Annotated in this window: 15 protein-coding genes and 2 pseudogenes; 8 read left to right on the top strand and 9 right to left on the bottom strand. The window is 70.2% G+C overall.

What is annotated here, in order from left to right; genetic code table 11:
- Positions 1–11: 11 nt before the first annotated feature.
- The gene (locus E3T24_RS06965) at positions 12–776 is read right to left on the bottom strand and encodes a GntR family transcriptional regulator (protein WP_134365688.1); all 765 of its coding nucleotides are present in this window, start codon (positions 774–776) and stop codon (positions 12–14) included.
- A gap of 132 nt (positions 777–908) precedes the next feature.
- On the opposite strand from E3T24_RS06965, the gene E3T24_RS06960 reads away from it, so the two are divergent.
- Together E3T24_RS06960 and E3T24_RS06955 are read left to right on the top strand one after the other, a co-directional pair.
- Complete coding sequence (locus E3T24_RS06960; RefSeq protein ID WP_166787205.1) at positions 909–2,105, top strand: acyl-CoA dehydrogenase family protein; 1,197 nt, start codon at positions 909–911, stop codon at positions 2,103–2,105.
- A gap of 54 nt (positions 2,106–2,159) precedes the next feature.
- The gene (locus E3T24_RS06955; protein WP_166789183.1) at positions 2,160–2,825 is read left to right on the top strand and encodes a GntR family transcriptional regulator; all 666 of its coding nucleotides are present in this window, start codon (positions 2,160–2,162) and stop codon (positions 2,823–2,825) included.
- A 96-nt stretch (positions 2,826–2,921) separates the two neighbouring features.
- Here the strand turns inward: E3T24_RS06955 and E3T24_RS06950 are convergent, their stop codons facing one another.
- Complete coding sequence (locus tag E3T24_RS06950; protein WP_166789182.1) at positions 2,922–3,998, bottom strand: ATP-binding cassette domain-containing protein; 1,077 nt, start codon at positions 3,996–3,998, stop codon at positions 2,922–2,924.
- Positions 3,999–4,169: 171 nt separating this feature from the next.
- On the opposite strand from E3T24_RS06950, the gene E3T24_RS06945 reads away from it, so the two are divergent.
- The 3 genes and pseudogenes from E3T24_RS06945 to E3T24_RS06935 all read left to right on the top strand — a co-directional run bounded on the left by E3T24_RS06945 (position 4,170) and on the right by E3T24_RS06935 (position 7,613).
- Positions 4,170–5,837 (top strand): circularly permuted type 2 ATP-grasp protein, encoded by a 1,668-nt coding sequence (locus tag E3T24_RS06945; RefSeq protein WP_134402990.1) that lies wholly within the window; start codon positions 4,170–4,172, stop codon positions 5,835–5,837.
- A 2-nt stretch (positions 5,838–5,839) separates the two neighbouring features.
- A pseudogene (locus E3T24_RS06940) lies at positions 5,840–6,771 on the top strand (alpha-E domain-containing protein).
- Positions 6,768–7,613 (top strand): transglutaminase family protein, encoded by an 846-nt coding sequence (locus tag E3T24_RS06935; RefSeq protein ID WP_134410700.1) that lies wholly within the window; start codon positions 6,768–6,770, stop codon positions 7,611–7,613. Before E3T24_RS06940 ends, E3T24_RS06935 begins: the two are co-directional and overlap by 4 nt.
- 72 nt (positions 7,614–7,685) lie before the next feature.
- On the opposite strand, the pseudogene E3T24_RS06930 reads toward E3T24_RS06935, so the two are convergent.
- Positions 7,686–8,911 (bottom strand): annotated as a pseudogene (locus E3T24_RS06930) (MFS transporter).
- A gap of 137 nt (positions 8,912–9,048) precedes the next feature.
- Here E3T24_RS06930 and E3T24_RS06925 point away from each other — a divergent pair.
- On the top strand, positions 9,049–9,510 hold the full coding sequence (locus tag E3T24_RS06925) for a MarR family transcriptional regulator (RefSeq protein ID WP_134365683.1): 462 nt from the start codon (positions 9,049–9,051) through the stop codon (positions 9,508–9,510).
- 169 nt (positions 9,511–9,679) lie between these two features.
- Here the strand turns inward: E3T24_RS06925 and E3T24_RS06920 are convergent, their stop codons facing one another.
- Both E3T24_RS06920 and E3T24_RS06915 read right to left on the bottom strand, forming a co-directional pair.
- Complete coding sequence (locus tag E3T24_RS06920; RefSeq protein WP_134365682.1) at positions 9,680–11,110, bottom strand: FAD-dependent oxidoreductase; 1,431 nt, start codon at positions 11,108–11,110, stop codon at positions 9,680–9,682.
- Positions 11,111–11,272: 162 nt separating this feature from the next.
- Entirely contained in the window at positions 11,273–12,763 is a 1,491-nt protein-coding gene (locus E3T24_RS06915) for a helix-turn-helix transcriptional regulator (protein WP_134365681.1), read from the bottom strand.
- A gap of 191 nt (positions 12,764–12,954) precedes the next feature.
- On the opposite strand from E3T24_RS06915, the gene aceB reads away from it, so the two are divergent.
- On the top strand, positions 12,955–14,622 hold the full coding sequence (aceB, locus tag E3T24_RS06910; RefSeq protein ID WP_134434464.1) for a malate synthase A: 1,668 nt from the start codon (positions 12,955–12,957) through the stop codon (positions 14,620–14,622).
- A 111-nt stretch (positions 14,623–14,733) separates the two neighbouring features.
- Positions 14,734–15,261 carry a GNAT family N-acetyltransferase gene (locus E3T24_RS06905; protein ID WP_134402993.1) on the top strand — a complete coding sequence of 176 codons (528 nt, stop codon included), beginning with the start codon at positions 14,734–14,736 and terminating at the stop codon, positions 15,259–15,261.
- Here E3T24_RS06905 and E3T24_RS06900 read toward each other — a convergent pair.
- The 4 genes from E3T24_RS06900 to E3T24_RS06885 all read right to left on the bottom strand — a co-directional run bounded on the left by E3T24_RS06900 (position 15,258) and on the right by E3T24_RS06885 (position 19,508).
- Entirely contained in the window at positions 15,258–16,691 is a 1,434-nt protein-coding gene (locus tag E3T24_RS06900; protein WP_134405803.1) for a deoxyribodipyrimidine photo-lyase, read from the bottom strand. The two genes, E3T24_RS06905 and E3T24_RS06900, sit on opposite strands and share 4 nt — an antisense overlap.
- Complete coding sequence (locus E3T24_RS06895; protein WP_241976041.1) at positions 16,688–17,752, bottom strand: NADP-dependent oxidoreductase; 1,065 nt, start codon at positions 17,750–17,752, stop codon at positions 16,688–16,690. Before E3T24_RS06895 ends, E3T24_RS06900 begins: the two co-directional genes overlap by 4 nt.
- Before the next feature lie 313 nt (positions 17,753–18,065).
- Complete coding sequence (locus E3T24_RS06890; RefSeq protein ID WP_241978643.1) at positions 18,066–18,767, bottom strand: YqaJ viral recombinase family protein; 702 nt, start codon at positions 18,765–18,767, stop codon at positions 18,066–18,068.
- A 69-nt stretch (positions 18,768–18,836) separates the two neighbouring features.
- Positions 18,837–19,508 carry an ABC transporter ATP-binding protein gene (locus E3T24_RS06885; protein WP_134434463.1) on the bottom strand — a complete coding sequence of 224 codons (672 nt, stop codon included), beginning with the start codon at positions 19,506–19,508 and terminating at the stop codon, positions 18,837–18,839.
- Positions 19,509–19,570: the final 62 nt, after the last annotated feature.

Genomic DNA, 19,570 nt, shown 5'->3' with positions numbered 1-19,570 from the left:
GCGGGGTTGTCTCAGGCGGGGTCATAGAGCTGCCCTCCCCGTTCGATTCTCGCCTTGGCGGTCAACAGCCACACGGCCAGGTCCTGCACCTGGCCGGCGACCAGCGCACGGGCGGCCGGACCGTCGGCGCCGGCGATGGCCTCGGCGATCTCACCATTCACCCGGGCCACGCGGCTGCGGATCCCGGCATCGCCGAGGGCCAGGAGCAGCAGGGGGCCGAATTCGGCCTGCAGCCTGATGTGCTCCCGCACGAGCCGGGGGGACTGGCTGAGCACCGCGAGTTCGAGGTAGAAACCACCCGCGGTGGCGCGGGCTCCCGCGGTCCCGCCGCCGGCGCTGTCGGCCAGCCAGGCCCGGAGCCGCTCCGAGTCGACGGGGGAGGCGCGAAGGGCCGCACGCTCGGCGCAGCCCTCGATGATCGTGGAGAAGTACACAGCCAGATCGGACAACTCCACCTGGGCCAGGCCGCGGAGGCGAGCCTGCAGCAGGGCGCTGTGCGGGGCATCCGTCTGGATCACGAAGCTGCCGCCCTCGCGGCCGCGCCGGGTCTCAACCAGGCCGGCGTCGCGCAGGAGGACGAGGCCCTCCCGCACGGTGATCAGGGCCACCCCGAAACGCCGCGCCAGTTCCTGTTCGCTCGGCAGCCGTTCGCCGGGGGTGAGCACGCCGAGGATGATGGCATCGGTGAGGCGCCGGGCGACCTGTTCGGACCGGCCGGCGTCAATGAGCTGCGCGAAGATCGCTTCCCGCGCGCCGGGTCGCAACTGAGCCTCCATTGACCCAATCTAGCCGACCGGACGGGCAGGTGACGGGGCCAATCATGCGCTATAGGATCGACTCACGGCTACCATCGCCGGTGGCGAGTGGCTCGATTTCGTCCGTGTTCCGTCGATCCGTGAAGGATTCTCGTGCCCGCCTCAGGCCGCCCCACAGCCCTCGTTCACAGCCCCCTGGTCGACGCCGTGTTCGACCTCGACGCCCTGCTCAGCGCGGAGGAGATCGCCTGGGCCCGCAAGGCGCGGGCCTTCGCGACCAACCGCATCCTGCCCACCATCGAGGAAGACTTCGAGAACAAGCATTTCCGCCGGGAGTTCGTCGCCGAACTCGGCGCGGCCGGCTTCCTCGGCATGCACCTGACCGGCTACGGCTGTGCCGGCGCCGGGGCGGTGAGCTACGGGCTGGTCTGCCTCGAACTGGAGGCCGCCGACAGCGGCTGGCGCACGTTCGTCTCGGTGCAGGGCTCGCTGGCCATGTCGGCCATCCACCAGTACGGCTCGGAGGAGCAGAAGCAGCGGTGGCTGCCCGGCCTGGCCGCCGGCGAGCTGATCGGCTGCTTCGCTCTGACCGAGGCCGGCGGCGGCAGCGACCCCGCCGCGATGACGACCACCGCGACCCGGGACGGGGCCGGCTGGCTGATCGAGGGTTCCAAACGGTGGATCGGGCTCGCGAGCCTCGCCGACGTCGCGGTGGTCTGGGCTCAGACGGATGCCGGCGTGCGCGGCTTCCTGGTGCCGACCCACACCCCGGGCTTCACGGCGACTCCGATCGAGAACAAGCTCTCCATGCGCGCATCCGTTCAGTGCGATCTGCGCCTCGACGCCGTGCGGGTGCCGGCGGACGCCCTGTTGCCGGACGCGGCCGGACTGTCCGGGCCGTTCGGCTGCCTGAACGAGGCGCGGTTTGGCATCGTCTGGGGCGCGATGGGCGCCGCCCGCAGCTGCCTCGACGCCGCCATCCTGCGCTCGGAGACCCGCGAGGTGTTCGGCAAGCCGATCGGGGCCACCCAGCTGATCCAGGCCAAACTCGCCGACATGCTGGTCGAGTACGAGAAGGGGGTGCTGCTCGCGCTGCACCTGGGGCGGCTCAAGGAGCAGGGCACACTCACCCCGGCCCAGATCAGCGTCGGCAAGCTCAACAGCGTGCGGGAAGCGATCCGGATCGCGCAGAGCGCCCGGGCCATTCTGGGCGGCGACGGCATCACGAGCGAGTTCCCCGTGATGCGGCACCTCGCCAATCTGGAGTCCGTGCGCACCTATGAGGGGACCGACGAGATCCACCAGCTGGTGATCGGACGGGCCCTGACCGACCTGAACGCGTTCTCCTAGCGGCGGATGTGCGATAGTGGCACACGGATCGAAGTGTGGCGGGGGGAGGCCGAAATGACGGTGACCGGGTGGCAGGCCGCGTACGCGAACCTGCGCGCGCGCATCCTCTCGGGTGAACTGCCCGCCAACGCGACCCTGCGGGAGACCGCCCTCGCCCAGGAGCTCGGCCTCAGCCGCACGCCGATCCGGGAGGCGCTGCGCCGGCTCGACGAGGCCGGCCTGGTCGAGTTCATCCCCAATCGCGGCGCGACGGTCATCCCATGGACGGCCGAACAGGTCCGCGAGACGTATTTTCTCCGCGCCGCCCTCGAGAGCCGCGCGGCCGGGCTCGCCGCCGCGCGGATCGAACCCGGCGACCTCGACCGGCTCGGTGCGCTGATCGGGCTGATGGAGGAGTTCGTGCGGAGGACCGACGACCCGGGCATCGACCGGCTCGGCGAGTTGAACGCCGAATTCCACCGGATCATCGTGGCCGCCTCCCGCAGCAAACAGCTCGTCGGCCTGACGGCATCCGTCGGCCGGGTGCCGATGATGAGCCACTTCTTCCGCCGCGACGGCGCCGCGTTCCGGGCCGGCAGCAATCACCAGCACCGCGACATCCTGACCGCCTTGCGCTCGGGCGACGTGGTCTGGGCCGAGGTGGCGATGCGTTCGCACATTCTCGCCGCGCGGAACGCGGTCTCGGCGTTGCCCGCCGACGCGTTGCCCGCCGACGCGTAGCCGCCCTTCCCGTAGCCGCCCTTCCCGTACCCGGCCTCCCCTTCCGGCCGGAGAAGTGCCCGCCGAGCCGTGAGTTCCGCCCCCTTTCCGGCGTTTTTAAGGGTCGCTTCTCACGGCTCGGCGGATTTCTCGCCGAGGATCAGGAGGGGCAGGAGGGGCAGGAGGATCAGGGGGGCAGGGGGGGCAGAGACCAGGGGGGCAGGCGGGGTGGGCGCGCGCGGTGGCGAGCAGCTGGCGGGTGCGCGGATGCTGCGGCGCGCTGACGATCTCGGCCCTCGACCCCTGTTCGACGATCCGTCCTGCGTCGAGCACGGCCACCCGGTCGCAGCCGGCCACGGCGTCTCCCAGGTTGCGGGACACGACGATCATGGCCAGTGCGCGCTCCTGCCGGAGGCCGCGGTAGAGCGCGGCGATGGTTGCGTCTGCGGCCGCGTCCTCCGCCGCCTGCCCGGCCGCGTCCGCCGCCGTGCCTGGCGCGGCTCCCCGGTCGTCGACGATCAGGAGGCCCGGCCCGCACGCGACGGCGTCGGCGATCAGCACCCGGTGCAGGGTGAGCCGGGGGAGCTGCCCGGGGAGGAGGGTCGATGCGTGCCGGGGGTCCTCGACTCTCGCCCGGTCGAGGTTTTCCAGCATTCGCCGGGTGGCGGCCGCCCGGGACAGGCCCAGGGTGCGCCGGAGCGGGCGGGTGAGCTGCCGCCCGATGGCGCGGTGCGGCGCGAGCCGGGTCGTCGCGTCCGCGGGGACCAGGGCCATCGTGGTTCCGCGGAGTCGTTCGAGGGCCCGGCCCTTGATACCCACCAGTTCTGTGCCGTCCAACAGGATGGAGCCGGCGACGATCCGGTCCGGAGCGGACAGCCGTCCCGCGATGGCCCTGGCGATCTCGGTGGCACCGGAACCGACGTCGCCGACCAGCCCGAGGACCTCCCCGTGCGCCAGCGACAGCGAGATCCCGGTGGCGAGGATCGAGGCATCCGTTCGGGGGCCCCGAACGATCTGGAGTCCGCGCACGTCGACCAGGGCGGTGGCGCGGAATCCGTCGGAGGGCACCGGCTCGTCGCCCTCGGCGGGTGAACCCGCGTCGGGAAACGACCCGAACGCATCCCCGAACGCATCCCCGAACGCATCCCCGAACGCATCCCCGAAGGCGTCGCCGGTGGGAAGGAATGCCTTCACGTTGCCCACCCTCCGCTCTGAATGGTTTCACTGTATGCAATGCCGGGGGTGAATCGCCTGTGTGAACCCCGGCTTCTGCCCATTTGTGTCCCGAAATGGGGAGTTTTGCATACAACCTGGCCGTCATTTCGCTGAAATATCCCGGCAATACCACCCCGCTACGCTCCCGGAATGGTTGACCTGTTCACGGGCTACGGCACGACCGCATCCCTTCGATTGAAAAACGGCGCGCCGAGCGCCTGGGACGAAATGTTCCCCGACCTCACCTCGCTCACGCCGGTGGAGGCGCGCACGGCCTATAAGGACGTGTATGCGGCCCTGGCGAAAATGACGCAGAAAGAGCTCCGGGGCCGCACGGATGCCCTGGCGAGCAGCTATCTCGCCCAGGGGGTCACGTTCGACTTCGCGGGGGAGGAGCGGCCGTTCCCGCTGGACGCGGTGCCGCGCGTGATCGAGCAGCAGGAGTGGGTCACGGTCGAATCCGGGATCAAACAGCGGGTGCGGGCACTCGAGGCGTTCCTCGCGGACATCTACGGACCCCAGGCCGCGGTGCATGACGGCGTCATCCCGGCCGGTCTGATCAGTTCGTCGAGTCACTTCCATCGGCAGGCGGCCGGCATCGTCTCGGCGAACAACGTGCGCATCCAGGTGTCGGGGATCGACCTGATCCGGGACGAGCGGGGAGCCTGGCGAGTGCTCGAGGACAACGTGCGGGTGCCCAGCGGGGTGAGCTACGTCATCTCCAACCGCCGCGTGATGGCCCAGACCCTGCCGGAGCTGTTCGCCTCGATGCGCGTGCGCCCGGTCGGGGACTACCCGAACAAGCTGCTTCAGGCCCTCCGCGCCTCGGCCCCGGCGGGGATCGACGACCCCAACGTGGTCGTGCTCACCCCGGGCGTCTTCAACTCCGCCTACTTCGAGCACACCCTGCTGGCCCGGCTGATGGGAGTCGAGCTCGTCGAGGGGCGGGACCTGTTCTGCTCCGGCGGCCGGGTCTGGATGCGCACCACCGCCGGGCCCACCCGGGTCGACGTGATCTACCGTCGCGTCGACGACGAATTCCTGGACCCGCCGCAGTTCCGGGCCGATTCCCAACTGGGGTCGCCGGGCATCCTGATGGCCGCCCGGCTCGGCAACGTCACCATCGCCAACGCCGTCGGCAACGGGGTCGCCGACGACAAGCTGGTCTACACCTACCTGCCCGAGCTGATCCGGTACTACCTCGGCGAGGACGCCGTCATCCCCAACGTCGACACCTGGCGGCTCGAAGATCCGCTGGCCCTCGAGGAGGTACTGGACCGGCTCGGCGAGCTCGTGGTCAAGCCCGTCGACGGGTCGGGCGGCAAGGGGCTCCTGGTCGGGCCCGCGGCATCCGCCGCCGAGCTGGACACCCTGCCGGCGCAGCTGCTGAAGGACCCGCGTGGCTGGATCGCGCAGCCGGTCGTGCAACTCTCCACCATCCCCACCCTCGTGGACGCGGGCATGCGGCCGCGGCACGCCGACCTGCGACCGTTCGCCGTGAACGACGGCACGGATGTCTGGGTGCTGCCGGGCGGACTCACCCGGGTCGCGCTGCCCGAGGGGGAGCTCGTGGTCAACTCCAGCCAGGGCGGCGGGTCCAAGGACACCTGGGTGATCGGCACGGAACCGGATTCCTTCACCGAGGGGCCCGGGCGCTCCATCCAGGGACTGGTCGCCGGCCAGGCCGCCAACGTGCGCTCGACCGGGGTCGCGCACGCCGTGGACCACTCGCCGCAGGACAAGCCCGTCGGCGACAACGAGCAGCAGCAACAGCAGCAGCAGGCGTCGACCGCGCCGGCCGGGGAGAGAGAGGGGTGAGAATGTTGAGCCGCATCGCGGAAAGCCTGTTCTGGATTGGACGCTACATCGAGCGCAGCGACGGCACGGCGCGCATCCTCGACGTGCACCTCCAACTGTTGCTCGAAGACCCGTGGATCGAGGAGAACCTCGCCTGTCAGTCCCTGCTGCATCTGATGGGGAGCGCCGCGCCGACCGACCGGTTGCTGACCCGCAAGGACGTGCTCGCCACGCTGGCCGTCGACCGCCTTCATCCGGCCTCGATCGCCTATTCGGTCACCGCGGCCCGGGAGAACGCCAGGCGGGTCAGGGAGATCGTGCCGACGGAACTGTGGGAGTGCCTGAATACGACCAGCGCAAGGATGCCCCGCAAGGTCGCCGGCGAGAAGACGCACGACTTCTTCGGCTGGGTGCGCGAGCGCTCGGTGCTCGCCGTGGGCATCGTGGAGTCCGGGGTCAGCCGGGACGAGGCGTGGCAGTTCTTCAACCTGGGTCGCAGCCTCGAGCAGGCGGACATGACCGCCCGGCTGCTGGCCACCCGGTCGCTGACCGAGGCCAGCGGGCCCTCGTGGACCACGATCCTGCGCTCCTGCGGCGCGTACGAGTCCTACCTGCGCACCTACCGGGGGGTGCCCTCGGCCCGGAACGCGGCCGAGTTCCTGCTGCTGGATCGACTGTTCCCCCCCGCTCGATCGTGTTCTCCCTCTCCCGGGCGGAGCAGTGCCGGCGCGACATGGAGACCCGCACGGACCGCGTCGGCGTGTCCGACCAGGCGCAGCGGGAGCTGGGCCGGATCCGCAGCCAGCTGGAATATCGGCCGATCATGGATATCCTGAACGACCTGTCCGCGCAGATGGACGCCGTGCAGGAGGCCACCAGCGCCGCCTCGGAAGCCATCGGCGACCGGTATTTCCCCACGAGCACCGTGCCGACCTGGACCGGGGAGGCGTCGTGAACCGGCTGCGGATCCGGCACGTGACCGGCTACCGGTACCAGGGCGAGGTGGGCGCCTCCTACAACGAGGCGAGGATGCTGCCGGTCAGCTCGCCGGACCAGTTCGTGCTGTACGCCGGGCTCGAGATCTCGCCGGTGTCGAGCAACCACGGCTACCTCGACTACTGGGGCACGCAGGTGTCGAGCTTCGAGGTGCTCACCCCGTACACCGAGCTCACGCTCACGGCCACCAGCCTGGTGGAGGTGCGGCCGCGCACCCACCTGGCGCATCCGCTGGGCTGGCCGGAACTGGCGGCCGCGAGCCGGCGCAGCACCATCACGGTGGAGCACGCGCGGCAGACCCGGCTGACCGACCCGCCGGAGGATGTCGCTGCGCTGGCCGCCGAGATCGTGGCCCGCCGCGCGAGCCCCTGCGACGCCGCGCTGGAGATCTGCGCCGCCATCGGGGACCAGATGCAGTACGTGCAGGGCGTCACGGGCGTGCACTCCACCGCCCGGGAATCGTGGAGCGACAAGCGCGGCGTGTGCCAGGACATCACCCACATCGCGCTGGGAGCGCTGCGGTCGGCGGGCATTCCCGCCCGGTACGTGTCCGGCTACCTGCACTCGCGGCCGGATGCCGGCATCGGCGAGACCATCCGGGGCGAGTCCCACGCGTGGGTCGAGTGGTTCTGCGGCGACTGGCGCGGCTACGACCCGACCAACTCGATCGACATCGGCGACCGGCACGTGGCCGTCGGACGGGGCCGCGATTACAACGACGTGCCCCCGCTGCGCGGCGTGTTCTCGGGGACGAGCGGGTCGGAACTGTTCGTCACGGTGGAGATCACCCGGGAGGCCTGAGGCGCGCCGCCGGCATCCGTCGTTTCGAACCCACGGATGTCGCGGCGCACCCTGCGGCCGCGGGCGCAGGTTCTACCGCGCGCCCGCGTCCACAACCTGAGCCGCGACGGGAGCCGTCACCGGCAGGGCGACGGATGCCACCCGGCGGCGGGTCAGCCGGGCGCCGCGCGCCGCAGCGACCATGACGACCAGGCCGAGCACCGTCACGCCGGCCCCGGCCCAGATCGGCGAGGTGTAGCCAGCCCGATCGTGATGGTCAGGCCGCCGAGCCAGGCGCCGAGCGTGTTGCCGAGGTTGAAGGCGGCGATGTTGGCGCCGGAGGCCAGGGTGGGCGCCGCGCTGGCGTAGCTCATCACGCGCATCTGCAGGCCGGGAACCGTGGCGAAGCCGAACCCGCCGAGGAGCAGAAGCGATGCGATCGTTGCGACCTGGCTGCGGACGGTCAGCGCGAAGAAGACGAGAACCACCGTCAGGGCCGCCAGCAGCACGATCAGGGTCGTGTCGACGGAACGGTCCGCCGCCTTGCCGCCGACGATATTGCCGATGAAGAGACCCACGCCGAAGAGTATCAACAGGAACGGCACAGTGGATGCCGCGAGGCCGCTGACCTCGGTCAGGGTGAACGCGATGTAGGTGAACGCCCCGAACATGCCCCCGTAGCCGAGCACCGTGACGGCGATGGACAGCCAGACCTGGCCGGAGCGGAAGGCTCTCAGCTCGCCGCGGAGACCGCCGTTCTGGTCGGTGGCGTGCTCGATCTGCGGCACGAGGGTCGCGATTCCGACCAGCGCGATCACGCCGATCAGGGTGATCGCCCAGAACGTGGCGCGCCAGCCGAGGTTCTGGCCGAGCAGGGTGCCGAAGGGCACGCCGAGCACGTTGGCGACGGTCAGGCCGGTGAACATGATCGCGATCGCCCCGGACTTCTTCGTCGGTGCCACCATGTCGGCGGCGAGCACGGAGCCGATGCCGAAGAACGCGCCGTGGCAGAGTGCGGCGACCACCCGGCCGAGCATCATCAGGGCGTAGGTCGGGGCGAGTGCGCTGATCAGGTTGCCGAGGATGAACAGGACCATCAGGGCGATCAGCACCTTCTTGCGCGGCAGCCGGGTCACGGCGGCGGTCAGACCGAGGGTGCCGACGACCACGCTCAGGGCGTAGCCGGAGATCAGCCAGCCGGCCGCGGCCTCGCTGATCCCGAAATCGGCGGCGAGGTCGGGCAGGATGCCCATGATGACGAACTCGGTGAGTCCGATGCCGAACCCTCCGAGGGCGAGGGCGAAAAGGCCAATGGGTATGGGAGGAACTCCTTGAGAACTGTACTTACGCGGATATGCTGCGTACGCTGTTAGTTGCAGGCGCGTTACTTATATTTGCACACGCTAGGTATCGGCGCAAGCAACTACTTGTTTTTCCCGACCGGTTTGGAGCCACCATGGGCATCGAAGACGACGCCGTCGAGGTGCGCGCTCAGGGCTGGCGCACGCTCGCCTCCCTGCACGCGCTGATCGAGATCGAGCTCGAGCGGGCCCTGCAGGATGCCGCCGAGCTGTCCGTGGTCGAATTCACCGTGCTGGACGCCCTCAGCCGCCAGCACGGCTGGCACATGCGGATGCAGCAGCTCGCCGGAGCGGCCGCCCTCAGCAGTAGTGCCACCACCCGCCTGGTGAACCGGCTCGAAGACCGGGGGCTGCTGACCCGCATCCTCTGTGCCGACGACCGGCGCGGCATCTACACCGAGTTGACGGATGCCAGCCAGACCCTGCTGGGCTCGGCCCGCCCGGTCTATGACGAGACCCTCGCCGCGGCGCTCGCCGCCGCGGAGCAGAAGCCGGAGCTCGCCCCCCTCGTGGACGCGCTGCACCGCCTGCCCGACCCGCAGCCCGCCGCGGTCTAGGCGCCGTCGGTCGGTCCGTCCTCCCGCCCGTCCCTGAACCAATTCGACGGAGATTTTGCGCTAAAAGCCCGTTTCCGGACTGCTGGGGCCGGTTTTCGGCAAAATCTCCGTCGAATTCGTTAGGGCGAGCTGACGCTGGGGCTGGCGACCCACGGATGCGCGGCGCGGGCTAGGAGTCGAAGCCGAGGCCCAGCGCGTCGAGCGTCTTCAGGATGAGATTGCGGCGACCCTCGTTGTGGTCGGCGCGGTCGAGCGACCAGCGCGTGGTCTGGATGCCCATCGAGGCCAGCGGTTCCGGCGGGAACGGCAGGGCGCGTCCGCGCACCATCTCCAGTTGCGTGCGCTCGGTCTGCCGGCCGGCGAGCTGGTCGAGAATGACCTTCGCCGCGAAATGGGTGGCACCCACGCCGAGGCCGGTGAACCCGGCCGCGTAGCTGATCCGGCCGGCGCGGGCCGTTCCGAAGAAGGCGCAGAACCGGGTGGAGGTGTCGATGGCGCCGGCCCAGCGGTGGCTGAACCGCAGCCCGGCCAGCTGCGGGAACGTGGTGAAGAAGTGGCTGGCCAGGCGCCGGAAGCTCTCCGGCCGGTTCTCGTAGCCGCCGCGCACCCGGGCGCCGAAGTGGTAGATGGCGTCATAGCCGCCGAACAGGATGCGGTTGTCCGCGCTCAGCCGGTAGTAGTGGAACTGGTTGGCCAGGTCGCTCAGCCCCTGCCGGTTCTGCCAGTTGATCGCGGCGAGCTGTTCCGCGCTGAGCGGCTCGCTCATCAGCACGTAGTCGTACACGGGCACCGTGGCGAGACGGTTCCGCGCCAACAGCGACGGGAAGACGTTCGTCGCCAGCGCGGTCTTCCGCGCGCGCACTACACCAGCCTCGGTGCGCAGCCGGGTGCCCTGCGCCGGGGACAGCCCCTGCGTGTCGAGGCCCGTGACCGGGGTGTGCTCGAAGATCTCGACTCCGAGCCCGGTGGCCACGCGGGCCAGCTCGGTGGCCAGCTTGCCGGGGTGAACGAGGGCGTTCGTGCGCTTGTGCCACACTCCGGCCAGGTAGGTGGGCGAGTCGACCTCGGCGTGCAGCGCCGCGGCATCCAGAAACACGGTGTCATCGTTCGTGGGCTCCGCGCGGAGCCAGTCGACCTGGTGCTTCTCGACGGCCAGGTCGATGGCCCCGGTGCGTTCGAAATCGCAGTCCAGGCCGAGCTCGGCGACCGCGCGCTCGATCTCGTCGAGGTTCTCCAGCCCCAGCTCGGTCAGCCGGTCGATCTCCCGCGGCCAGCGGCGCCGGCCGTTCTCCTCCCCGTGGGTCAGGCTCGCCTCGCAGAAGCCGCCGTTGCGCCCGGAGGCGGCCCAGCCGATCGTGCGCGCCTCGAGCAGCACCACCCGCGCGCCCGGGTCCTGCCGTTTGGCGAGCACCGCGGTCCAGAGGCCCAGGTAGCCGCCGCCGACGATGGCCAGGTCGCAGTCCAGGTCGGCCGTGAGCCGCGGGCGGCTCGTCTGCGGCGCAACGTCGTCGAGCCAGAACGGGGCCTGGCGGGTGCGGGCGAGGGCCTCGTCGATGACGGATGCGGCGGGCCTGGCTCGTTCGAAAATGGTCGTGCCCACGGTTTCGTCCTCTGCTCGTCGCGGCGCTGCTACCCGTACATCATGCCAGTCGGGGCCCGGCCGGGTCCTCTGGCCTCGCGGCGCACCCTCGGGACGCGGGCGCGGGTTCTAGCCTGCGCCTGCGTCCACACCCTGCGCCGCGACAGCGACGGCGCCGGCCGCTCAGCTCGCCGGGGCGTGCCCCTCCAGGAACTGGAACACCTCGGTCTGGTCGACGCCGGGGAAGGTGCCGGTGGGGAGCGCGGCCAGCAGGCTCGTCGGTGTGCGCGCGGCCGGCCACGACTGGCCGGACCACCGCTCCGACAGCTCGTCGGGGGCGCGGCGGCAGCAGGACTCGTCGGGGCAGCGGGACACCGCCCGGTTGTTCGTCTCGCGGCCGCGGAACCACTTCACGTGCGTGAACGGCACGCCCACGCTGACCGAGTAGTCGCCCTCCTTGGCCTTCTCGATCCGGGACGTGCACCAGAAGGTCCCGCTCGGGGTGTCGGTGTACTGGTACCAGGGGCTGAACCGGTCGGCCACATGGAAGACCGTCCGAGCCGTCCAGTTGCGGCAGACCGTCGAGCCCTCAACCGCGCCGAGCGCGTCGCTGGGGAAGCGCACCGAATCGTTCTCGTACGCCTTGATCATGGTGCCGGACTCGTGCACCTTCATGAAGTGCACCGGGATGTCCAGCCTGGCCGTGGCGAGGTTGGTGAACCGGTGCGCGGCCGTCTCGTAGGAGACCGCGAACGCGTCGCGCAGGTCTTCCATCGAGATGCGGCGCAGGTTCTTCGCCTCGGTGAGCAGTTTCACGGTGTCTTTTTCCGGCAGCAGGATGGCCGCGGTCAGGTAGTTGGTCTCCACCCGCTGGGCCAGAAATTCAGCATAGTTTTCGGGTTCTTCGTGTTCGCAGAGCAGGGTGGCGAACGCCTGCAGGATGGGCGAGCGCGAGTCGCGGGACGCGGAGTGCTCCGTCGGCAGGTAGATGCGGTGGTTGCGCTTGTCCGTGACCGACCGGGTCGAGTTCGGCAGGTCGCCGACGTAGTGCAGCGAATAGCCGAGGTGCGTGGCCATGTCGGCCACGACCTGGTGGGAGACCGGCCCGCCGGTGTGGCCCACCGCGGCGAGCAGCCGCTGCGCCTGCGCCTCGAGCTCGGGGAAGTAATTGTCCTTGGCCCGCATGGTGGCGCGCAGCTCCACATTGGCCCGCCTGGCCTCTTCCGGGGTCGCCGCCCGTTCCCGGTGCAGGCGCAGAATCTCGCCGTGCAGGCTGAGCAGCGTCTGCAGGGTTTCGTCGCTGGTTCCCCGGCCAACGCGGATATGCGGCAGTCCGAGGGCGGTGAACACGGGACCCCGCTGGGCCCGCTCGACGGCGATTTCGAGGGCGGCTCGTTCGGACGGGGCATCCGTCTTCAACAGGTCGTCGACGGTGGTGCCGAGGGCTCCGGCAATGGTGCGCAGCATCGACAGTCGCGGTTCGCGCTTGCCGTTCTCGATCATCGAGACCTGGGACGGGGCCCGGTCGATCGCCGCCGCGAGGGCGTCGAGCGTCATCCGCCGCGACGTGCGCACTTCCCGGATGCGCCGGCCCAGGGTGAGGGCGTCGAGCCCTTCCTCCTCGGCAGGGGCCGCGGACAGGGACGGACGGAGGGCTGGATCGACGATGACCATTTCCCCATAGTCACACACCTCACGGAAAACTTCTCAGGGGTAGAAGAAATGGAATTCTTCTGTTACCGAGGGCGGGCTGCTGCACCGTCGGCGGGCCCAGAGTGGATCCCAGGCACAGCTCATTCCCGCACACCCGGCCGATTGGCCGGGAGCGCGCGGCCCGGCCCAACACTCTTGAAGGAGATCAGCCCATGAACACCCCGGCCCCGGCGACGTCCGACCGCACGAGAACGAACACCGGCAGCTTCGCCACCATCCAGCCGCACCTCGAGATCACCGGCGATCTCGGGCCGCGGTACGAGGAGATCCTCACCCCCGAAGCGCTCGAGTTCCTGGGCGACCTGCACGACCGGTTCGCCGGCACGCGGCACGACCTGCTGGCCACTCGACTGCGGAAGCGCGTGGATGCCTCCAATGGGCGCGACCCCGAATTCCTGACCGAGACCGCGCACATCCGGCGCGACCCGAGCTGGCACGTCGCCGGCGCGGGCCCGGGACTGGTCGACCGCCGCGTCGAGATCACCGGACCGACCGACCGCAAGATGGCCATCAACGCGCTGAACTCCGGCGCGAAGGTGTGGCTGGCCGACCAGGAGGACGCCACCAGCCCCACCTGGGCGAACGTGATCGAGGGCCAGATCACGCTGTTCGACCAGGTGCGCGGACAGCTGAGCTTCGAAACCCCGGAAGGCAAGAAGTACGCCGTCACGGGTGACGCCACCGGCGCCACGCCCACGATCGTGATGCGTCCCCGCGGCTGGCACCTGGTCGAGAAGAACCTGACCTTCGTCGACCGCGCGAACCGCCGGATGAACGCGTCGGGCAGCCTGGTCGACTTCGGGCTCTACCTCTTCCACAACGCGAAGCGCCTGATCGAGGGCGGCAGCGGCCCGTACTTCTACCTGCCGAAGCTGGAGAGTCACCTCGAGGCCCGCCTCTGGGACGACATCTTCAGCCACTCCGAAGACCGTCTCGGCATCGACTACGGCACCATCCGGGCGACCGTCCTGATCGAGACGATCCAGGCGGCATTCGAGATGGAGGAGATCCTCTACGAGCTGCGCGACCACTGCGCCGGGCTCAACGCCGGCCGCTGGGACTACATCTTCAGCATCATCAAGACCTTCCGCGCGCGCGGGCGCCGCTTCGTGTTCCCCGACCGCAAGCAGATCACGATGACCGTGCCGATCATGCGCGCCTACACCGAGCTGCTGGTGTCGACCTGTCACCGACGTCGCGCGTATGCCATCGGCGGCATGAGCGCGTTCATCCCGAACCGTCGCGACCCCGAGGTCACCGCCCGGGCCCTCTCCCAGGTCGCCGAGGACAAGAAGCGGGAGGCCGGCGACGGCTTCGACGGTACCTGGGTGGCCCACCCGGGCCTGATCACGACCGCGCAGGCCGAGTTCGACCGGGTGCTCGGCAACAAGCCGAACCAGCTCGACCGCACCAGGGACGACGTGCGCGTCACGGCGGCCGAACTGCTCGACGTGGAGTCCATCGGCGGCGAGATCACCGCGGCCGGCGTGCGCGGCAACATCTCGATCGGACTGCGCTACATCGAGTCCTGGCTGCGCGGCGTGGGCGCTGCGGCCATCGACAACCTGATGGAGGACGCCGCGACCGCGGAGATCTCCCGCTCGCAGATCTGGCAGTGGGTGCACGAGAACTCGGTCACCGCCGAGGGGATCCGGATCGACGAGGATTGGATCGCCGAGCAGGTCGACGAGGTGTTCGGGGGACTGCAGCGCACGCCGGGCGACCGGTTCGACGACGCCCTCGAGGTGTTCCGGGCATCCGCTCTCGAGCCCGAGTTCCCGACCTTCCTCACCGTCGGCGCGTACGTCCGCTACCTGTAGGCATCGCCCTCCCGCGAGATCGGGTGAATCGTCGTTTTGGCCTGGCCAGACCGACGATTCACCCGCTCTCGCGTGAAGTACGTGCGGTGGGGGCGTCGATAGGGTGGAACGATGATCGAGATTCGCACGGCGACGGCGACGGATGCCGCGGTGCTGGCCGAGCTGGCCGCCGCCACGTTCGGGCTCGCCTGCCCGCCGCACACCACGGCCGAGGCCATCGCCGCGTTCCTGCGCGACGTGCTCGCGGAGGGCAACTTCGACGCCTACCTGGCCGATCCCGAGCGCCTGATCCTCGTGGCCGAGGAGGGCGGGGTGATGCTGGGGTACACGATGCTCGTATTCGCGGAACCGGCCGACGCCGACGTGCGCGCGGCCATCGGCATCCGTCCCACCGTGGAACTGAGCAAGTGCTACCTGCGCGCCGAGACGCACGGCCGCGGGGTGGCCGCGCCCCTGATGGCGGCGACGCTGGAGGCGGCCCGGGCACGCGGGGCGGCCGGCAGCTGGCTCGGCGTCAACCAGGAGAACGCGCGGGCCATCCGGTTCTACCAGAAGAACGGGTTCGCCACGGTCGGCGAGAAACGCTTCCTGGTGGGCGGACGGTACGAGGACGACTTCGTGCTCGAGCGGGCGCTCTAGACGGTTTCGGCCTCGGCGCCGGCGGCCGCGCGGGCCGCGATCGCCTGCTCCTTCATCCCCTTGATCTGCTCGTAGGCGGCGAGGGCCGCCCGCCTCGTCTCACCGAGGTCGACGATCGGGGCGGGGTAGGCATCCGTGCCGTATTCGGGCACGTTCTGACGGATGTATTCCCCGTGGGGATCGAACTTCTTCGCCTGCAGCTCGGGGTTGAAGACCCGGAAATAGGGTGCGGCGTCGGCGCCCGACCCGGCCACCCACTGCCAGCCGAACGGGTTGCTGGCCGCGTCGGCGTCGACGAGGGTGTCCCAGAACCACTGTTCGCCGAGGCGCCAGTCGATCAGGAGGTTCTTGATCAGGAACGACGCCGCCACCATGCGCACACGGTTGTGCATGCTGCCGGTGCGCCACAGTTCGCGCATCCCGGCGTCGACGAGGGGGATGCCGGTGCGGCCCTGCTGCCAGCGCGCCAGCGCGCGCTCGTCCAGCGAGGGCCAGGGGAAGGCGTCGAACTCGGGCCGCAGGTTCTCGGTCGCGAGGTCGGGGGCGTTGAAGAGCACGTGGTAGCTGAACTCGCGCCAGCCGACCTCGGTGAGAAAACGCGTCGCGCTGGACTGGGCGTTCCCGGTCAGGCCGGTCCGGGCCCATTCGGTCGCATGCCAGATTTGGAATGGGCTGATCTCGCCCCAGCGGAGGTGGGGCGACAGGCGCGAGGTAACGGCCTGGGCCGGCTGGTCGCGCTCGGCGCCGTAGCGGGGGAGCGAGTCCCGGAGAAAAGTATCGAGCAGGCGGTGCGCGGACTCTTCGCCCGGCTGCCAGGCTTCCCTCAGTCCGCCGGCCCAGTCTGGCCGGGTCGGCAGCAGCGCCCAGTCCTCGAGGGCGTCGGAGGGGACGTCGGCCGCGAGTCCGGGGATCGCCTCCGGCGCGGGGTACGGCGCGCGGGGCGGCGGGCCGGCCGTGCAAGCCCGCCAGAACGGGGTGAAGACCGAGTATGACCCGCCCTGGCCGGTCTGGATCGTCCACGGTTCGAACAGGAGCGAGCCCGCGAAGCTGCGGGTCTCGGTTCCGGCTGCCAGCAGGCCGGCCTTGATCCGGGTGTCCACCTCGCGCTCGGCCCGGCCGTAGCGTCGGTTCCAGAACGCGGCGCCGGCGCCGACGGATGCCGCCAGCTCGCCGATCACGCGCTCGGCCGGTCCCCGGCGCAGAGTCAGCCGGCCGCCGAGGCGTTCCAGCGAGTCGGCCAGCGAGAGAAGGCTCCCGTGAAGCCACCACCGGGCCGCGCCGCCGAGCGGTCGCACGCCGGCGGACTCCTCGTCCAGCACGTACACGGCCACGATCGGCTCGCCGCGCTCGAGGGCGGCCTGCAGAGCGGGGTTGTCCGCGAGGCGCAGATCGTCGCGGAACCAGACCAGGGACGGGCCGTCGCCGCTCACGGGCGAGGCCCGGCGGGTGCGGAAGTGGTGGAAGCCTCGGACGTCTCGGACGTCTCGGACATCTCGGACGTCTCGGCGGCGTCCGCGACCCGCAGCACGATCTTGCCGCGGGTGTGGCCGGTCTCGAGCAGCCGGTGCGCTGCGGCGCCGTCGGCCAGGTCGAACACCCGGTCCACGTGCACCCGCACGATGCCGTCGTCGATGAGTTCGGTGATGAAGTCCAGGGTGCGGCCGGAGGCGGCGACCTTGTAACCGGTGGCCCGGATGCCGGCCGCCGCGGCCTCCGCGGCCATGGTCGGCCAGCTCCCGGTCGGCGCGTTCACCAGGATGCCGCCGGGCCGCAGCATGGATAGCGACCGGGTTCCCGTGTTGTCGTGCACGTTGCCGATGAGGTCGATCACGGAGTCCAGGCCGGAGACCACCTCGTCGAAACGCGTCGTCGTGTAGTCGATGACCTCGTCCGCGCCGAGCTCCCGCAGGAACTCCAGGTTACGGGTGGACCCGGTGGCGGTCACGTGCGCGCCGAAGGCCTTGGCGAACTGCACGGCGAAGTGGCCGACCCCGCCGCTGCCGGCGTGGATGAGCATCCGTTGCCCGGGGACGGTCTCGGCCAGCTCCACGACCATTCCCCACGCCGTGAGCGCGGCGACCGGCACCGCGGCGGCCTCGGCATGACTGAGCCGTGCCGGCTTGCGGGTGACGCTCAGCGCCGAGACGGGCAGGTATTCGGCGTAGCTGCCGGTGGTGCGGGGCACCCGGGCCATGCCGTACACCTCGTCCCCCGGCTGCAGGGGGAAGTGTTCGTAGGGAGCGCTGACCACGATGCCGCTGAAGTCGTTGCCGAGCACCGCCGGGTAGCCGGTGATGGCCGCGGAGACGCCCTTTCCGGCCCGGGTCTTCGCGTCGATCGGGTTGATTCCGGCGGCGATCACCCGCACGATCAGCTCATCGAGCACGGCGATCGGCGCGGGAACCTCGGCCAGGTGAAGCTCGCCGGCCTCGCCGGGCCGGTCGATCACGAGGGCGTGCATGGTCGGTGGCAGAATCGTGGCGTATTCCATCTGTCCATTCTCCCTCGGCGTGCCCACCTCGGTGGCCTGGCGGGTGTGCCTCTCTCTGGGGGTGGGCAGAACCCTGTGCAGTGGCTGCGAGGACTGGATTCCCGGGTGCCCGTGGACGTAGTCTGTCCTCACAAAGGGGGACCGGCCCGGACTGCTCAGGCAGCTCGCCGCCACTCACTTGTCAGGAGTGAATCGCGCCGCACCCGAAGCGGCACGATCGATTCCGTTCCTTCACGGCCGCGACAGCGGCGCTGGAGAGCCGCCTGTTTCCCCCCCGACCAGGCGGCTCTCCCGGCCTGTCGTCCGGCGGTGGCTATTGGTTCCGCGTGGCCTGCTGGTTGAGCAGTGCGATCAGGTCGTTCGCGTAGCCGACCAGGATCGCGATCTGTTCTTCGTCCCGCTCGATCCACTTGCACTCGGGCTCCGGGTTCATCGGCACGAAATCCTTGTGCTGCTCCCAGACGAGCAGGGTGCGCTCGGCGCCCAGCACGTACTGCTGCCACCAGACCTGGCGCAAATACGAGCGCGGGATGCTGCGCCACGCCTTGCTCGTCGTCTTGATTTCGGCCAGTTCGAGGCCGCCCGCACCGGTGCCCGATCCGGTGCCGACCCCGTCGGGGGTGGCCAGGTGCCGCCTGTGGTCTGCCGCATGGAAGAGGGCAGTGCTGGGCTCGATGCCGTAGCGCTCCTGCACCCAGGCCGCGATCTCCGGTTCCCGGGCGCGGCCGTGGTCGGTGAACGTGTTGCCGCTGAAGCTGCTGCCGTTGACTTTGTCGTAGACGGCGTTCGGCAGGGATTTCGGGGTGGCGAGCTTGGCGACATCCGTGGCCGTGATGCCCTGCGCGCGGGCCCGCAGCCACGCCACCCGGTCGGTGGAATCGGCGACGATCCGCCGCAGGTGCGGCGCGACGGCCGGGGGGAACGCCGGCGGAAGCGTCAGAGGGAGGGCCGGCAGGGCGCCGGGAGGTGACGGATGCTGCTCCTCGTCGAACAGGGAGAGCATCTGATCCGTCACGTCTCCATTCTGCCTGCTCGCTCCCGCGAACCCGAACCCGGGCCGCCACAGGCCGGCCCGGCCCGCGCGCTACGCCCCCTCGGTCAACACGCCCTTCTTGATCAGTAGGCGGCGCCGCGCCCGCCGGGCCACGGCCGTGTCGTGGGTGACCACGATCAGGGTCAGGCCCTGCGCCTGCCAGAGGCCCTCGAGCAGGTCCATGATCTCGTCGCGGGTTTCCTCGTCGAGGTTGCCGGTGGGTTCGTCGGCCAGGAGCACGGTCGGCTCCTTGACCAGGGCCCGGGCGATCGCCACCCTCTGCCGCTGGCGGCCGGAGAGCTCCGTGGGGAGGTGGCCGAGCCGGTCGCCGAGGCCCACGGATGCGAGCGCAGCGGCCGCCCGCTCCTTCCGGAGCGTGCTCCTCACCGCGAGCAGCGCGAGGGCGGTCTCCACGTTATCCTGCGCGCTGAGGGTGGGGATCAGGTTGAAGCTCTGAAAGACGAAGCTGATCTCCCTCGCCCGGATCCGCCCGAGCTTGCCGTCGCCGAGTTTCGACAGGTTCGCCTCACCGAGTTCGATGGTTCCCTCGGTGGGCCGGTCCAGGGCCCCCCGCATCTGCAGCAGGGTGGACTTGCCGCCGCCGGTCGGCCCCTGGATGGCCACCATCTGGCCGTCCGGGATCGACAGGGTGACGTCGCTGAGCGCGGTCACCGTGCGCTTGCCCTGCTCGTAGGTCTTGGTGACGTTCGATAGTTCATACATGTGGTGTTCCTTCTGAAGAAAAAGTGACGGGATTCTGATGCGGATGTCGGAGGTGATGCCGC

Origin of the sequence: Cryobacterium sp. TmT2-59 (genome assembly GCF_004403545.1) — a bacterium.
In the GTDB taxonomy this organism is placed as follows: domain Bacteria; phylum Actinomycetota; class Actinomycetes; order Actinomycetales; family Microbacteriaceae; genus Cryobacterium; species Cryobacterium shii.
Note: the sequence above shows the minus strand (reverse complement) of the source record. Positions and strands in the feature narration are given on the sequence as shown.

Excerpts from the sequence above, each read along its gene's own strand:
- E3T24_RS06965 (WP_134365688.1), bottom strand. The coding sequence starts at position 776 with ATGGAGGCTCAGTTGCGACCCGGCGCGCGGGAAGCGATCTTCGCGCAG.
- E3T24_RS06955 (WP_166789183.1), top strand. The coding sequence starts at position 2,160 with ATGACGGTGACCGGGTGGCAGGCCGCGTACGCGAACCTGCGCGCGCGC.
- E3T24_RS06945 (WP_134402990.1), top strand. The coding sequence starts at position 4,170 with ATGGTTGACCTGTTCACGGGCTACGGCACGACCGCATCCCTTCGATTG.
- E3T24_RS06925 (WP_134365683.1), top strand. The coding sequence starts at position 9,049 with ATGGGCATCGAAGACGACGCCGTCGAGGTGCGCGCTCAGGGCTGGCGC.
- E3T24_RS06915 (WP_134365681.1), bottom strand. The coding sequence starts at position 12,763 with ATGGTCATCGTCGATCCAGCCCTCCGTCCGTCCCTGTCCGCGGCCCCT.
- aceB (WP_134434464.1), top strand. The coding sequence starts at position 12,955 with ATGAACACCCCGGCCCCGGCGACGTCCGACCGCACGAGAACGAACACC.
- E3T24_RS06905 (WP_134402993.1), top strand. The coding sequence starts at position 14,734 with ATGATCGAGATTCGCACGGCGACGGCGACGGATGCCGCGGTGCTGGCC.
- E3T24_RS06895 (WP_241976041.1), bottom strand. The coding sequence starts at position 17,752 with ATGGAATACGCCACGATTCTGCCACCGACCATGCACGCCCTCGTGATC.
- E3T24_RS06885 (WP_134434463.1), bottom strand. The coding sequence starts at position 19,508 with ATGTATGAACTATCGAACGTCACCAAGACCTACGAGCAGGGCAAGCGC.